This is a genomic window from Phormidium pseudopriestleyi FRX01 (genome assembly GCF_017313335.1).
Taxonomy (GTDB): Bacteria; Cyanobacteriota; Cyanobacteriia; order Cyanobacteriales; family Laspinemataceae; genus Laspinema; species Laspinema pseudopriestleyi.
In genome coordinates this window covers 1-16,029 of record NZ_JAFLQW010000042.1, presented here as the reverse complement: position 1 = coordinate 16,029, position 16,029 = coordinate 1, and the positions used below count along the sequence as shown (strand labels likewise).

The 16,029-nt window shown below is 47.1% G+C and carries 12 protein-coding genes; 6 read left to right on the top strand and 6 right to left on the bottom strand.

Going from position 1 to position 16,029, the window contains the following annotated elements; translation table 11 throughout:
* Positions 1-209 precede the first annotated feature (209 nt).
* From J0895_RS01635 to J0895_RS01620, 4 genes are all read left to right on the top strand, one after another.
* Entirely contained in the window at positions 210-695 is a 486-nt protein-coding gene (locus tag J0895_RS01635; RefSeq protein ID WP_207086404.1) for a CRR6 family NdhI maturation factor, read from the top strand.
* A 580-nt stretch (positions 696-1,275) separates the two neighbouring features.
* A complete protein-coding gene (locus J0895_RS01630) occupies positions 1,276-1,509 on the top strand; it encodes a hypothetical protein (protein ID WP_207086403.1) in 234 nt (77 codons plus the stop codon).
* A 181-nt stretch (positions 1,510-1,690) separates the two neighbouring features.
* Positions 1,691-2,236, top strand: a complete 546-nt coding sequence (locus J0895_RS01625; RefSeq protein ID WP_242540977.1) for a pentapeptide repeat-containing protein — start codon at positions 1,691-1,693, stop codon at positions 2,234-2,236.
* A gap of 217 nt (positions 2,237-2,453) precedes the next feature.
* On the top strand, positions 2,454-2,591 hold the full coding sequence (locus J0895_RS01620) for a hypothetical protein (RefSeq protein WP_207086402.1): 138 nt from the start codon (positions 2,454-2,456) through the stop codon (positions 2,589-2,591).
* 213 nt (positions 2,592-2,804) lie between these two features.
* Here J0895_RS01620 and J0895_RS01615 read toward each other — a convergent pair whose 3' ends face one another.
* The 4 genes from J0895_RS01615 to acnB form a co-directional block, all read right to left on the bottom strand.
* Positions 2,805-4,346: a class I SAM-dependent DNA methyltransferase gene (locus J0895_RS01615; protein ID WP_277989770.1), complete on the bottom strand. Its 1,542-nt coding sequence runs from the start codon at positions 4,344-4,346 to the stop codon at positions 2,805-2,807.
* Positions 4,343-5,152, bottom strand: a complete 810-nt coding sequence (locus J0895_RS01610; RefSeq protein ID WP_207086400.1) for a hypothetical protein — start codon at positions 5,150-5,152, stop codon at positions 4,343-4,345. The genes J0895_RS01615 and J0895_RS01610 overlap by 4 nt, the downstream gene beginning before the upstream one ends.
* Positions 5,149-5,796 carry a restriction endonuclease subunit S gene (locus J0895_RS01605; protein WP_207086399.1) on the bottom strand — a complete coding sequence of 216 codons (648 nt, stop codon included), beginning with the start codon at positions 5,794-5,796 and terminating at the stop codon, positions 5,149-5,151. The genes J0895_RS01610 and J0895_RS01605 overlap by 4 nt, the downstream gene beginning before the upstream one ends.
* Before the next feature lie 223 nt (positions 5,797-6,019).
* On the bottom strand, positions 6,020-8,629 hold the full coding sequence (gene acnB / locus J0895_RS01600) for a bifunctional aconitate hydratase 2/2-methylisocitrate dehydratase (RefSeq protein WP_207086398.1): 2,610 nt from the start codon (positions 8,627-8,629) through the stop codon (positions 6,020-6,022).
* Between the two features lie 495 nt (positions 8,630-9,124).
* Between acnB and J0895_RS01595 the strand changes: the two genes are divergently transcribed.
* Positions 9,125-12,988, top strand: coding sequence for a PAS domain S-box protein (locus J0895_RS01595; protein ID WP_207086397.1), 3,864 nt, complete (start codon positions 9,125-9,127; stop codon positions 12,986-12,988).
* A gap of 110 nt (positions 12,989-13,098) precedes the next feature.
* On the opposite strand, the gene J0895_RS01590 is transcribed toward J0895_RS01595, so the two are convergent.
* Together J0895_RS01590 and J0895_RS01585 are read right to left on the bottom strand one after the other, a co-directional pair.
* Positions 13,099-13,974, bottom strand: a complete 876-nt coding sequence (locus J0895_RS01590) for an MBL fold metallo-hydrolase (RefSeq protein ID WP_207086396.1) — start codon at positions 13,972-13,974, stop codon at positions 13,099-13,101.
* Positions 13,975-14,391: 417 nt separating this feature from the next.
* Positions 14,392-14,574: a hypothetical protein gene (locus tag J0895_RS01585; protein ID WP_207086395.1), complete on the bottom strand. Its 183-nt coding sequence runs from the start codon at positions 14,572-14,574 to the stop codon at positions 14,392-14,394.
* Positions 14,575-14,913: 339 nt separating this feature from the next.
* Between J0895_RS01585 and J0895_RS01580 the strand changes: the two genes are divergently transcribed.
* Positions 14,914-16,029: NAD-binding protein (locus J0895_RS01580; protein WP_207086394.1), on the top strand; the 1,116-nt coding region annotated here is incomplete at its 3' end.

Sequence of the window (16,029 nt, the reverse complement as noted above, 5' to 3'; positions counted from 1 at the left end):
TCCGTGGGCGATCGCCCACGGAGCTCACCAAGGTCTGCCACAGTCTAGCTTCAGTTTTCGGAGGTTGTGGACGATGTGAATCGAACCATCTGTGAATCCTCCTCCATCTGTAACCCCTCCGCCCTATCCTGATACAGTAGAATAGGTTACTGATTTACCGCCTGCATTAAACTTTTCCGATTTTAGTTCTACCTTCTGCCCCTGGTTTCATGACAATTATCATCGCCCTCAATTCCGAGTGTTTGCTCAATTTGGACCTATCCCCCGTCCAAGGGGCGATCGCTAAATTATCCCCGGATCAACCCTTCACTGACCCGGATCTGTCCTGGCAGTTTGAAATCGATTATCCCCGGGACCCCTCGGACCCCCGCGAACTCTCGGAAATTCCCGAGATCCGTCTATGGTTTATCCGATTAGATGCAACCTATCCCTGGTTGCCTTTGGTACTCGATCGCCAATCCGGCGAATTCGCCCGCTATGTAGCGATGTTGGTCCCTCACGAATTTCATCGCACCGAGGGCATTCAATACAACCCCGAAGCGTTGGAAATTTTTTTGATGAACAAAATTTTTACCCTCGCCAAGCTGTTGCAGGAACATGGCGTACCCAGTAAGTCTAAGCTAATTTCTCTGTCTCAAATGCTCGGTTACGAACTTGATGATGGCTTTTTTGACTTGCTGGGGATTCACCCTTGACCGTTTTCTCCCTCCAGTGGGCCCCCTACTGCCTGAATTGAATCCAGGGAGTTCGGTATATACTCAGCCAGTCTCAATCATGATGACAAGAGAATTCACCACAGGGAGCAGGATGCTCCCTTATTGGAGTAGGATGCAGGATGCTCCCTGTGGGTTGAAGAATTGGACAATTCCGGCAAAACTCACTAGAGTTACCCATTGCTAAAATTTTTCTATAGCAATCCTAAATCCGTTGTGGAATGCCCTCACCCCCAACCCCCTTCGACCCTTCGACCCTTCGACCCTTCGACCCTTCGACCCCCTTCGACCCTTCGACTGGCTCAGGGCTCAGGACAGGCTTCGACCCGCTCAGGGCTCAGGGCTCAGGGCTCAGGGTTCAGAGCTCAGGACAGGCCTCTCCCAAAGGGGGAGAGGGGATCTATATATGTCATAAATCATTTAGGACTGCTATATTTTTTCCATCTATAGGCATAGGGCAAGCCGATTCAACTTATGACTAAATGTAGGGAATGCACAAGAGTTTCAGTGATATGATTTCCGGAAAGTTGGGGAACTCTGGCCAGTTGGGTGAGTAGAGAGAATGCTCTTGAGATTACAGCCCTCGACAATTCCTTTGGAATCAGTCGGATCGAGGCAGTCTACTCCATCGCTCAAGTGCGTGAATGGCATCTTTCACCCGATCTGCCCTTTGGAAGGAATTCCACGGCAACATTCCATACCACTGGGGTGCGATCGCCAAGCTGAGGCTATCCCTGCCATCGGCGATCGGCCTCTCAAAACCGCGATCCTCAAGGGGATGGCAACGATCCCCTAACCCTCAATGGGTCAGATGATCCCGGTCAAACTCTCGAACGATAGTCACCTTGAGCCATCAACAAAAAAGATTTAAAAATGGAGTTGGAGGATACATAATGACCTGAGCTATCGAGGATCGTGGATAATTGAGGGCCATTGTATTTATGGATCTTTTTCAACCCAAATTCACCAGGTTGTGTATGCTAAATAACGAACGGGTTATCGACGGCCATACCGTGATCAATAGCGGGAGTGCTATGAAAGAAGTAATTGCCATGACCGTCATGCTACTGACTTCCGTATCCGTAGCGATTCCAGTGGGAGCAGAACCGAATGCGACCGACCTCCAACAGTTGCGAATGACCAAAGTCTGTCCCAGGTGTAATCTCAATGGTGCGGATTTGAGTGGCATTGACTTACAGGGTGCGGTGTTAACTGATGCCAACTTGATTGGTGCAAACCTCAGTGGTGCGAACCTGAGTACCGCCAACTTGAATGGTGCCGACATGACAGGTGCTAATTTTCAACTGGCTAATCTGTCTGAGGCGAATCTCAATGCAGCCAATTTAAGTACCGCAAATCTGCTCGGGAGCGTACTTTTAGATGCCAACCTCAACGCGGCTGATCTGAGTAATGCCAATTTTTATGGTGCGGATTTGAGGCGGGCCAATTTCCAAGGTGCGAATCTCAATGAGGTGAATCTATTTGGTGCTGATGTAGAAGGAGCTAGAGGTCTGAGGCCCTAATCAGGTAACTGTCTAACCGGCGATTTTCCTTCCTCAGTCAGCAACAGAGGGGGGACGGTCCGCATCGGTTTTTTGCTCTGTTGTTAATGAATTCAGAGGGGATTGCTCAGAGGTGGGAACTAGAATTAAGGGGATCGGGAGAGAGTAATAATGAGCACCTGAAGACAGTTTGCGATCGCTATCAGGACAATCGGAACTTTTTTCTGGAGGACCGAGATTGACCCCTCGCTCAGATCCAGATTTGATCATCCTGCGGCAATGTTTGCACTCCAGTCTCAGGCGCTTCAGTGGCGATCGCAAAAACATCTTTTTCGCTGTTAAATTTTATACAGTTTACCAAACCTATCCCAGTTAAACCAGAGGGGTAGAGTTCCAGGGGGTCTTTTCCTCAGACTGGGCGTAATCGGAATGGGAGGTAAAAGAGGAGTCGCCAACCTTGGGCGATCGGCTCACTTCCTGGGAATTTCATTCAAACGCCCTGCAACTAACTAACTCACTCTGCATAATTTGCTTTTGACAGCCTGTGACAGATGAGAATGTCGAAAGTACGATTAAAAAAAAACAAATTTTAACACATGAGTCTTTTGAAATCTTGCAAAAGCTCAGATAAATCCCTATTCTTAACTTTCAATAGTGCTAATAGTTCTTCTCGACTCCGAACTTTTGGTGTCACTTCCTGATGAGGATTAACGGCTTTGAGGTCAAAATTTTTGGCCTCTATTTCTTCCCGAGAAATGGTCCAACTATGAGAACCAATACTTTTTGTCGGTAACCGCTTGAAAAAATCTTCAAAATCCTCAAGACTTAATAAATTTTTCTTACTCACTTTCAAATAAGACAGATCATAGTACCAGATTTGCTCTGTGGGTTTACCTTTTGTAAAAAACAGCAAATTCGTTTTCAAAGTCGTGCCAGCATTTGCAAACACCCCTTCAGGTAAACTAACAATACACCAAAGATCACATTCTTGGAGCAACCGTTGCTTGGTTTGGAGAAATGCTGCCTCACTCGTCCGAAACAGAACCCCTTCATCCAGGACAATTCCACAGCGTCCACCGGGTTTAAGACTGTTCAGGATATCTTGCAAGAAAAGGACCTGGGTTGAACTGGTTTTGAATGCAAAACGACTCTGAACCTCTTTCCCTTCTTTCCCTCCAAATGGGGGATTCGTTAAGATAATATCAAAGCGATGGGGCGCATCTTGAAATAAATCCTCATAAATCCCTTGTCTCGTCAGGGTATTGCCATGCCATAAATGGGGTTCATCCAGTCCATGAAGGACCAAATTTGCCAAGGCGATCGGATAAATCAAATTCTCTTTTTCTCGTCCATAAAAGGTGTTTTTTATCGGTTCCAAGTCTTGATGCAGATGTCTGTCCCGATTTTGACAGATAAAGGCGTAGGATTCAGCTAGAAAACCCCCGGTCCCACAGGAGGGGTCGTAAACCGTTTCACCATTTTGGGGTTGGGTCGCCCTCACCATCGCCCGCACAATTTCACGCGGCGTAAAAAATTGCCCCCCGTCGTTTGACTTTTCTCCCATTTTGAGCAGCAGTCCTTCATAGACCTGGGAAATGGGAAAAATATGCGTTTTATCTACATTTTCATAACGAATCTCATGGACTTTATCAAGAATTTCTATCAAATTCTCTTCCGTATCAATCTTCACTGTATCGATACTCGATACAATCTGGCTAATCACCCGCTGCCGTGATGTCACATCGGGTTGGTTTTTAAGCGCTTTGAGATAGGGAATTAACTCTTCATTAACAAACCTAAAAAAAGCTCCGACCGAACTTAGCTGTAATTCCAACCGCTTTGATCCAGTCGGATTCCCCCAATCTTGCCAGCGGTACGGCGAGGGAATCGAAAAGGGGTAGGGTTTTCCTGTCGCCTTAATTTGCTGCGCCTCATGGGTTTCTTGTTCATCGAAAATGCGTAGGAACAGAATCCATGTCAATTCTGGAATATATTGCATCGCACCGGCACAATTGGAGCGTCGCATGATGTTACAAATGTTTTTAATAGCAGCATTGAGTGCCTGGGGTGTTTTAAAAATCTTCCCCTTGCTATCCTGCGGATTTTTACCAATTTTATCCAGATTCCTCATTCTTCCCTTTGATTTTTTAAATTTTGCTTTCTTCTGGATTCAACGATATCAGTAAATTGAAGATAACGTTGAATATACTGGGAGAGCTTAAAGGGTTCTTTTTTTCGCGTACTATGTACCAATCTCAGAATTTTTCCAGCATTGCCTTCATCTTGTTTTAGCTCCCCGGGCCATCCCTTTTTCGGAACCAATATCCTGTCGATTTCTACTCGACCTCCTCGTAATTTAACGCTCTCATCCCTTTCGCGGGCCAATTCCGATGCTGGGACAACAACAAACGAAAAAATGCTGGGATATTCGCAGAGCGTTCCATTTTCTAGCTTGTTCTTAAACCACTCCCATCCGATGAGAATGACAACATCTTTTTCCCCTTTAATTAGACTATTTAAAACTTCAAATCGAGCAGACTGTTCATCCGAATCTGCATCGACTGCTTTCATTTCAATTCGGACTGAAGGTTGTAAGCAGCGATCGCGCATTAAAAAATCCGGATACTTATGTGCTACCTCAAAGGTTAGGCGCAAATCATCCTCAAAAGCTTGATGAATCAGCCAGTCCATTGTCGCACTCACTGCATATTCCAGAATCATTCCCAACCGAGTTCTATACGATGAGAGTTGCCGCTTTTCTAAGGGGAGAGGCTCGGTTAGGCGATCGCGTTTGACTAACTGCCTAGGAGAAAAACTATCATTAACTTCCTGCACCGCCGCTTGCATTAATAGGCTAACAAACAGAGTGATTTCATCTAAACTGGCCTGATTACTGGCAATTTTTTTGCCCAGTTTTTTGATTTTTGCGGTCGTCATGAATCTCCTTCAAATGCCAAAAATTGTAGCGGAAAATCCATCAAAATCCTTTGGGATAATTCTTCGACTAAAGCCAGTTGTTCCTGCAGTGCTTCTTTCGCTTTTTTGATTTTCATCATTTCCGCGTCGATTTCATCGGCTAATTGTTCTTGGGTTTCAATATCTTGGGGAATTGGCACTGGGAGGGTTAACAGTTCTTTAATATTGGCACGGGGCATTCTTGAACCGGTTTTTCCTTCCATCGCAAAGGCAACGGTGTCTGGACGCCGAAACAACCATCCTAAATAACGTCGGGAGACATTGGAACGAGGCAATAATGGGATGAATTCTGTGGTACAGCGCCCAGAAAATGTGGGTAATGCAACTTTATTGAGATAGGGGCGTAACTTTCCATAAAGAATATGTCGGGTATCAAAGGCAAAGCTTGTACTTTGCCCTTCATCCACTGCTAACTCTGAGGGATCCTTCAAGAGACGACCCGTATTGCTTTCTATGTGTTCTAAACTTAAATAGGGTAACTGTTTAGCCCGTTCCGACTCTGGACCTACAATATTTCTATCTTCATGACATAAATCACTCAATTTCCTCCAAGACCATCTCTGTCCCATTGGCAGAGTAGAAGCATTTATTATTTGTGGCTTCATTTTGCTTCATTCACGATTCGCGATCGCCTCAGTTTGCATGAATCAGGTTATTCTCCCTCATTCATTTGGAGGGTTAAAACTGATTATAAAATTGATCGTCCCACTTTCCTCAATTTTTTACAATTCGTAATGCTTCAAGCGATTTTGGACAAACTGCCCAACTCTCAAAATACCCCGGCCAAAGAAAAGGACACGGCAGTGCCGTGTCCCTAAAAGTTAGTAACTATTTACCCGCGCCGACAGGCATTCCCAAAATATCCTCAATTTTGGGCAAATCTTCCAACGGAATCACTCGACCTTCATCCTCAAATCCTTGAATTTGGTCGAAGTTCAAATACCGATACAAATCATCAGCAAACGGATTAATTTTCTTAGCCACAATTTCCTGGTATTCTTCCACCGTGGGAATCCGTCCGAGTAAGGCACAAACGGCTGCTAATTCCGCTGAACCGAGATACACTCGCGCATCTTTGCCCATGCGATTATTGAAATTGCGCGTCGAGGTAGAAAACACCGTTGCTCCATCCTCAACTCGGGCTTGATTGCCCATACAAAGGCTACAACCGGGCATCTCAGTCCGGGCATTGGCTGCCTCGAAAATCTCGTAAATGCCTTCAGCTTTTAACTGTTCTTCGTCCATGCGGGTGGGAGGACAAATCCACAGGCGAACCTTGACTAATCCCGCCCCTTCTAATACCTTGGCAGCAGCACGATAATGGCCGATATTGGTCATGCAGGACCCGATGAAAACTTCATCGATTTTATCTCCAGCACATTCGGACATTAATTTAATGTTGTCCGGGTCATTGGGTGCAGCAACAATCGGTTCCTTAATCTCGTTCAAGTCGATTTCTAGGGTTTCCACATACTCGGCATCCGCATCAGCAGACATGAGTTGTGGATTCTCTAACCATTGATCCATTTTGGCGACCCGACGCAAGATGGTGCGAGGGTCTTGATAGCCTCGGGCAGCCATATTTTTTAACAGGGTGACGTTCGATCGCAGGTATTCGGCGACAGTTTCCTCACTCAGTTTAATAGTAGACCCAGCACAGGAGCGTTCGGCAGTGGCGTCGGTAAGTTCAAAGGCTTGTTCGACTTTCAAATTGGGTAAGCCTTCCATTTCCATAATCCGCCCAGAGAAAACATTCTTTTTGTTCTGTTTCTCGACGGTGAGCAATCCTTTTTGGATGGCAACATAAGGAATGGCATTGACGATATCGCGCAGGGTGACACCGGGTTGCAATTCCCCTTTAAACCGCACTCGGACGGATTCAGGCATATCTAAGGGCATGACCCCTAGGGCCGAGGCAAAGGCAACTAAGCCGGAACCGGCGGGGAAGGAGATTCCCAGGGGGAAACGGGTGTGAGAGTCGCCGCCGGTGCCAACGGTATCGGGTAATAGCATTCGGTTGAGCCAGGAGTGGATGATGCCGTCTCCGGGACGTAATGCGACGCCGCCTCGGGTGGAAAAGAAGTCGGGGAGTTCTTTGTGAGTGGTGATATCCACGGGTTTGGGATAGGCGGCGGTATGACAAAAACTCTGCATGACTAAATCGGCGGAAAAGCCGAGGCAGGCGAGTTCTTTGAGTTCGTCGCGGGTCATGGGTCCGGTGGTATCCTGGGAACCTACGGTGGTTATTAGGGGTTCGCAGGCGGTGTCGGGACGGACGCCGGGGACGCCGCAGGCTTGTCCGACCATTTTTTGGGCGAGGGTGAAGCCTTTGCCGGTGTCGGTGGGGATGGAGGGACGGGTGAAGATGGGGCTGATGTCGAGTCCGATCGCCTTACGGGTTTTGTCAGTGAGCGATCGCCCGACAATCAGGGGAATTCGTCCTCCGGCGCGCACTTCATCCAGGATGGTGTTGGGTTTGAGGGTGAAGGTGGAAATCACCTGTGCCGCTTCGTTGGTGATTTGTCCTTTGTAGGGATGGATGGTAATTACCATGCCGGTTTCGAGGGCGGTGACGTCGCACTCGATGGGTAGTGCACCGGAGTCTTCGGCGGTGTTGAAGAAGATCGGGGCGATCGCACTGCCGAGGATATAGCCCCCTGCGCGTTTATTCGGGACACAGGGGATATCGTTGCCAATATGCCAGAGCACGGAGTTAATGGCAGATTTACGGGAGGACCCGGTCCCCACCACATCCCCAACATAGGCGATGGGATGCCCTTTGCCCTTGATTTCGGCTAAGGTTTCTAGCGCCCCGGCCATGCGGGATTGTAACATCGCTTGGGCGTGCAGGGGAATGTCCGGGCGAGTGGTGGCTTCAGCGGCGGGGGACAAGTCATCGGTGTTGGTTTCCCCGGGGACTTTAAAGACGGTGACGGTGATGCTTTCGGGGACTTGAGGGCGAGAGGTAAACCATTCGGCATTTGCCCAGGAGTCGATCGCCTGACGAGCATAGGGGTTGGTTTCGGACAACTCCAGGACATCATGCATGGCGTCAAACACCAGCAGGGTTTTCTTGAGGGCATCAGCGGCAGCTTGGGCGATCGTGTTGTCGCCGGATTGCAGCAAATCGATTAAGGATTGGACATTGTAGCCACCCAACATGGTGCCGAGGAGTTTGATGGCTTCCAAGGGGGAAATCAAGGGAGAGGTGACTTCGCCTTTGGCAATGCCGGTGAGGAAGGCGGCTTTGACGTATGCCGCCTGATCTACTCCCGGGGGGATGCGATCGCGCAGCAGGTGCAGGAGGGTTTCTTCTTCTGCGCTTGGGGGATTTTTCAGCAGTTCACAGAGTTCTGCGGTTTGCTGGGCATCTAAGGGCAGGGGCGGAATGCCTTGACTGGTCCTAGATGCTGCCTGTTGACGGTATGATTCTAGCATTGCAGGTGTCTCCTCTAACGGTATCGCTAATTTTAGTGTAGGAATGGGTTAGATTCAGTAGGCACTTTGACAGGATGAGTGATTGTTGCTGGAGGAGTTGACAGTTTCTGGCCGTTTCTGTGAGCTTTCGACTGCTGAGTCGGTTTTCTGAGGGGCATCTGGGGCGATCGCATTCTGCCAGTTCAGGACTGACCCCTCCCCTAAACTGGAGAAAGTAACGGCATTTTATCTTTGGCCCCTACCTAGCGGGTTACATCCCAAAAGCTTATGGGTAAGTCGTGCTGGCTGTAAAGATTTATGTACATTTAGAGGAACGGGCCTTTTTGTTAAGTATTGCCACAAGTTGTGTCTACCGAGCCGATGGGCTTTAATGAATTTTAATCAAAAGGGTTTTACAAAAAGCCCACAAAATATTAAGATTAATTAAAAAATGTTCATATAATTTTTAAAATTGAGATAGCCAGGAAGTTTCCCAACGAGAGGGAAGGAGTGTGGATGAGCTTAATGGAACAGAACGAAGAGATAGAATGGATAAATGAAGAGCAGGAAAAGCAGAAGTTAGAACGCCAACGGGTCAAGGAGGAAGGTCCCCTGAGTTACATCAACCCGGATGGGTCTATTTCGAGTGATTTACCCGTATCCCTAGAGATTTGCGGGACTAACTGTCTGTTTGAGGCGATCGCCGAACGGATTTCCGTGCCGATCGCCTTGACCAATTCAAACGATGGCAAGATTGTCTATGTTAATGATTGCTTTCGGGAACTATTCGGCTTTAGAGGCACTGAGCCGATTAATCGCAACCAAGACTGTTTTTATTATAACTTAACAGAAAGAAAAACATTGCTCGATACCCTCCAGCTTGAAGGGGTCATCAAGAACTATGAACTGGTGGCGAAGAAAGCCGATGGCACCCCCTTATGGGTGAGTGTGTCCGTCGAGGCATTGACTGTGGGAAGGGAGATCCTTTACTTTAAAACCTTCAAAGACATTACCGAGTTCAAGGAAGTCGAGAACATCCTGCAATCCCTGGACAACGAAAAAGCCCCCGTGACGGGAGAGCAGTTTTTTCCCGCTTTGGCTTGCTATCTTGGTTCATTGTTGGGGATGCGCTACATCTTTATTGGGGAGGTGGTTGGTAACAAAGCTTCTGTGGTGAAAGTTCGGGCATTCTGGGAGGGAGGCGAACCCAGGGGTTCGGGGTGGAATGAGCAATTGTGCGAACTGGAATATCCGATCGCCGGGACTCCTTGGGCCAAAGTCCTGCAATCTGGAACCGACTGGATTGCGGATAAATTTAAGTCGCACCTGTCTCCTGGCAACCCCCTGGGTAAGCTAGAAGCTTGTAGCTACTTGGGAGTCCGATTGGTGGATATGAATGGCAAGCCGATCGGGTTAATCTGTGGATTCGACGATCGCCCGTTAATCGACGTTCATCGCGCCCAATTGGTCTTGAGTATATTTGCGGGACAGGCCGCCGCCGAACTTGATCGCCAGCGGACTCAACGGGCATTACAGCAGAGTGAAGGGAGATTGCTGGCTGCGTTTAAAGCGGCTAAAATGGGAGTTTGGGAGTGGGATTTGCAATCAGGAAATGTTACCTGGTCTGATGAAGTTCACGCCATTTTAGGGGTTAAAAAGGGCAGCTATAACCCCACCATTGGCAGTTATATTAATACAATTCAACCGGAAGACCGACCCCTTGTCCAAAGCACAATTGTCCAGGCGATCGCGGCTAAAACCAACTACGAAAGTGAATACCGGATCCGGCATGGTCAAACGGACTCTATCCGCTGGATTGTCAGTAAAGGAGAAGTCCTCTGCGATCGTAACGGCCAAGTCGTGCGGTTAATCGAAACCCTGACCGACGTGACGGAACCTAAGCAAACTCAATCCGCCTTAATTGAATCCGAAGCCAATTTAAGGGCAATTTTCAATTCATCTGCTCAATCCATTGTCTTAATTGACCGCAATTATAAAATTAGAGATGTTAATAAAACGGCCCAGGAAGCCGTTAAAATTTTATGGGATAAAACAATTAAGCCCGGAGATTTTGCCTATCAATATGTATCAAACAATGGGTTGAAACTCTTCAACCAAAGTTTTTATCATTGCCTTCAAGGAATGCCAGTCCAACTCCAGCAGAAAATCTTGGGAAATACCGGAACTGAATACTGGTTTGAAATTAACGGGCAACCTATTTTTGATGAAAGAAATCAGATTATTGGAATTTGCCTCAGTGCCTTTAATATTACCGAACAGAAAAATGCGGTAGAAGCCCTGGCTAAAAGTGAAAAACGCTTTCGGTCTTTAGTCCAGAATTCATCGGATATTATTACCATTTTAGAAGAAGATGGAACGATTCGGTATCAAAGTCCATCGGTGGAAAGAATTCTAGGCTATAAACCCCAAGATTTAATCGGTGACAATGGGTTAAACTACATTCACCCCGAAGACAAAGCGGTGATTTATACTCTTTTTACCCAAGCCTTGGAACAGCGAGGCGGGATTGTTGAGAGCGAGTTTCGCTTTCTTCATGCCAGTGGGAAATGGATAACCCTAGAGTCGGTTGGCAGCAACTTGCTTGAGGAACCGGGAATTGCGGGATTTGTGCTCAATTCCCGTGATGTGACTGAGCGCAAAGAACAAGAAGAACGCCTGCGACTCTTTGAAAGAGCGATCGCCGCCAGTAGTAATGGCGTTGTCATCTCTGGGTGTAACAAAGATAATGCCGTGGTTTACGTCAATCCCAGTTTTGAAAAAATCACTGGGTATTCCTACGCCGAGGCTAGGGGACGCAACTGCCGATTCCTGCAAGGACGCGATCGCCATCAACCGGCATTACAAGTATTGCGAAATGCCATTCGCACCGGACAAGGTTGCAAAGTCACCTTACGCAATTATCGCAAAGATGGGACGTTATTTTGGAATGAACTGAGTCTGTCTCCGGTTGAAAACGAACGGGGGGCAATTACCCACTATATTGGCGTTCAAACCGACATCAGCGATCGCAAGCGGACGGAAGAAGAACTCATCCATCAAGCCTATTACGACCCCTTAACTGGACTGCCAAACCGCGCCTTTTTAATGGAACGACTCCTGGAAGCCAGCGCCCGCAAAAATCTCCAAAGCGAGCAACAAATAGGAGTTTTGTTTATCGACATTGACCGCTTTAAACGAATTAATGATAGCTTAGGTCATGCTGTGGGGGATATGCTATTAATTGCGATCGCCTTCCGCTTAGAACGGTGTCTGAATTCTCAAAATACAATTTCTCGGATCGGGGGCGATCATTATGTTATCCTCTTAGAAAATGTCCAAAACATCGAACAGGCCAGTGACCTGTCAGACAAAATCCACCAACAACTTAAAGCACCTTTTACCTTTGAAGGACACGCTGTCTTTATTACCGTTACCATTGGCATTGCCTTCAGTTCCATCGAACATGAAGTCAGCGCCGATTTACTCCGGAACGCAGATATCGCCATGTATCACGCCAAACGCACTGGCAAAGCTCGAACTGCTATCTTCGATAAGGCGATGCATGACCGGGCTGTTGAACTCTTACAGTTAGAAAATGATTTGCGCCGAGAACTCCATGAAGCCGAAAGCCTCACTCAAACCTCCCTCAAACTCGCCTATCAACCGATTGTATCTTTATTCGACGGTAAAATAGTCGGATTTGAAGCATTGCTGCGCTGGCATCACCCTCAACGAGGCTTTATTTCCCCTGGCGAATTCATTCCTCTGGCAGAAGAAACGGGTTCAATTGTCCCATTAGGCATCTTAGTCCTGCGAGAAGCTTGCCGACAACTCGTGGAATGGCAAACCCGATTTCCCGCTATCCGTAAAAGCGGCGTCTTAAAAATGAGCGTCAATTTATCGGGCAAACAATTTCTACAACCGGATTTAGTCGAAGACGTTGATCGCATCCTCCAAGAAACAGGTCTCGACCCGGCTTTCTTAAAGCTAGAAATTACCGAAAGTGTCCTGATTGAAGATACCCAAACCGCCAGTCAAACCCTCTGGCAACTTAAAGAACGAAAAATTCATTTATCTTTAGATGACTTTGGAACCGGCTATTCTTCCCTCTCTCATTTAGCTCAATTTCCGATTGATACCTTAAAGATTGACAAATCATTTGTGCAACGGATCGGCACTGAAGGTAAAAATTTGGAAATCATTCAGGCGATCGTAACTTTAGCCCACGGTTTGGGAATGGATGTAACTGCAGAAGGGATTGAAACCTCTGAACAATTAGCCGAACTCAAATCCCTGGGCTCTGAAGATGGACAAGGTTATTTTTTCTCTAAACCTTTGTCCGCTGAAAATGCCACCCTGTTGCTCAGAGAGTCTATCTAATGTAGGGGAAATTCATGACTTTCCCCTACTTCTAACTCATTGACTCCACTGATCGTCGCAGAAACCCGGTTTCTTCGCATCAGTCCTAAACAACTGAAATGTCCCGGTTATCATTGGGTTTCCATCCAAGTTAGACAGCGTTGGAGTTCCTCCTGCATTTGCTGTGCATTTTCTGCATGATAGCGGCGACGATGCCCGGGCAAAACCCACTCAAAGGAGTAGTTTTTTAACTTGTGCAGGGATTTAATTAATTCCGGCCAAGAATACCAACAGGCACGGCGAAAGGCAATCAATTGATTCTGCAAATGGGACCAAGCTAAACAATCTCCCGTAAATAAGAATTGGTTTTGATAAAGCAAAACCGTATGGCCTTTAGTATGTCCGGGAAGGGGAATAATTAACATATCAGATTCCAGCTCAATTGGCTCATAGCCGGTAAGCTGAATTTCCACATCCCGAGTCCGGGGATTGATTTCATCTTGATGCAGGATGCGATCGCATCCGAAATGTTCAGCAAATTTCTGATGATCCGCCACATCATCCTGATGGGTCAAATAAAGGTAACGAATCCCTCCCATTGATTCCAATTTTTGCACTAAAGGGGGAGAAAAGCGGGGGGAATCTACCAAAATATTTCCCTCGGGTCTCTGAATTAAATAACTCGCGGCTCCAAAAGAACTCTCCGCATGATACCCACAATGATAAATATTACGGTCAATTAACAGGGGAAAACTCTCTTGGGCTTTTTTGATATCTTTGGGTTTATCTACGGTCCCAATCGAAGCCGTAGGACAGGCTAAAAGGGCCTGTAACGCTTCCAATCGTTCCGTTTCGGTTTGAGGTTGGTGATAAACTGCCGATTGGTCATGGTTACGGTGAAAGATATCTGGAGCCATCCATCGGCAAGTATCGCAATCAATGCAGGTGGTATCCACATAGAAATCACCGCTAACATTTTCAGTCCGTCGTAATTGTTGATTAGCCATTATTTTCCTCTGATTTATTCTCAAGTTTAGAGTTGAGAGTCGATTCCGTAGAACAGTTTTAAATCCAATCATTACGGCCAGGGAATCTTCGGGGGGAGGTGCAACTCGTGCTCAGGTTAAAGCCCGGTACAAACTCCTAAATGCTCCATCAGGTGCATCAGTCCTGGATCAGAATGAGGCAGGGAAGCCCCAAAGAAAGATGCTCAGGTCTGATTCTTTTAAGTGTAGCTTGTGTTGGCTAGAGTCACCCCCTGGGAAACTGTCGGGGGAGTGGTGGCGATCGCGCGGATTTCCACTCCTGCTAATATAAATTGTAGTGAATGAACCCCAGCAGACCTACGATGACTGAGAAAAAGCTGAAACAACTACCGAGTTTAATCCGCTGGGGGGATGAAAGTGAGGCTTTTTCTTGTGCAGCTACGGCGCTATTGGCATGGTACAAAACACTTGGTGATCTGGAATGGTTATCCGCAACCGTGGCGAAGTAGTTGGGTAGGAACAAGAACAATCAGCAAGGCGATCGCCGCCAATTGGGATGAATGGTAGGCGATCGCTGATATCCCATCTCGGCTTTATATCCCCGGTTATCGCTAATTTCATTCCGATAAACTCTCCAAATTATTGTCCATTTAACAGCTTTCAGGAACGAGTTTTAAAAATCGGTTCGCCTAAATTTTAGACAAAATCTCTTTAATTTTAGCCGGTTACTGTCGGCGTTAAACCCACCGTACCGGGTCTTTTAAGTGGAATTGCTCAGGCTTTCCCAGAGGCGATCGCCGCTGATATCCATCCCTGGGATAGTTTTTTGCAGGGGAAAGGAGATGCGGTGTCCTTCGCTACATTTTTTAGATCCCAAGGGACTGAAAATATTACCATCCGTGACATTGATGCTAATTTGGCTGTATTCTTTCTGAATCCTGATTGTAGACTGGGGTCATCATGAAACCGCGAATCATCGTTTGCTGTCTGGGTAGCACGGGGTATCAAATTTTTTGCTTGTTAAGACAACAGGGGGCATCGGTTGTCGGAGTGGGAGAACGCCCAATTCCTGGAGAAGAAACGGGTATCATTATGGGAGATCCGCGATCGGCAGCGACGTTACTCGCGGCTGGAATTCGAGATGCGGATGCGATCGCGATCGCCTCCGATGATGATGCGCTGAATTTAGCCATACTGATGCAAGCGCGCCTACTCAATCCCCAGATTCGGATTATTACGCGGCTGTTTAATGGCAGTTTAGGCGATCGCCTGGATCGCACGTTACCCCAGCATACCAGTATGAGCGTCTCCACCTTGGCTGCCCCAATTTTTGCCTTTGCTGCAATGGGAAGTCGGGCGATCGGGCAACTCACTCTGTTTAATGAAAGTTGGCCGATTCATGAAGAATATATCGATGAGCGTCATCCCTGGAACGGGCGCAAGTTAGCCGAATTATGGGAAGATCAACGCCGGATGCTGATTTACTATTTACCCCATCATCCTCATATTGACCTCGTTTCGGCAGTCCTGACGGGAAAGACATTGGAAGTGGGCGATCGCCTGATTGTGGCAACCCAACTGAATAAACGCAGCAACAGACGTTCCTGGGGGCGAAAATTACAGGAATCCCTCAACAATTGGCGACGATTTCAACAGCAAAATCAAGCCACCACTCTCGCCCTATTAGCGCTCTTATTAACAATTTTAACAGCAACTTTTACTTATACTTTTGTTAATACCGATACCTCTTTTGTTGATTCTCTGTATTTTTCAGTGGGCATGATTACCGGCGCTGGCGGGAATGAATCTGTAGCTGAACAGTCTCCCATTCCGCTGAAACTGTTTACCGCGATGATGATGCTCGTCGGGGCCGGTGCAATCGGGATTTGCTATGCTCTCCTGAATGATTTTATCCTAGGCAGTCGATTTAGACAACTCTGGGATACCCCGCAAATTCCCACTCGTCATCATTATATCGTGTGTGGACTGGGGGACATTGGGATTAAGGCGATCGAGCAACTACATAACAATGGATATGATGTCGTCGTCATCGATCGCGATCCCAACTGCCGCTTT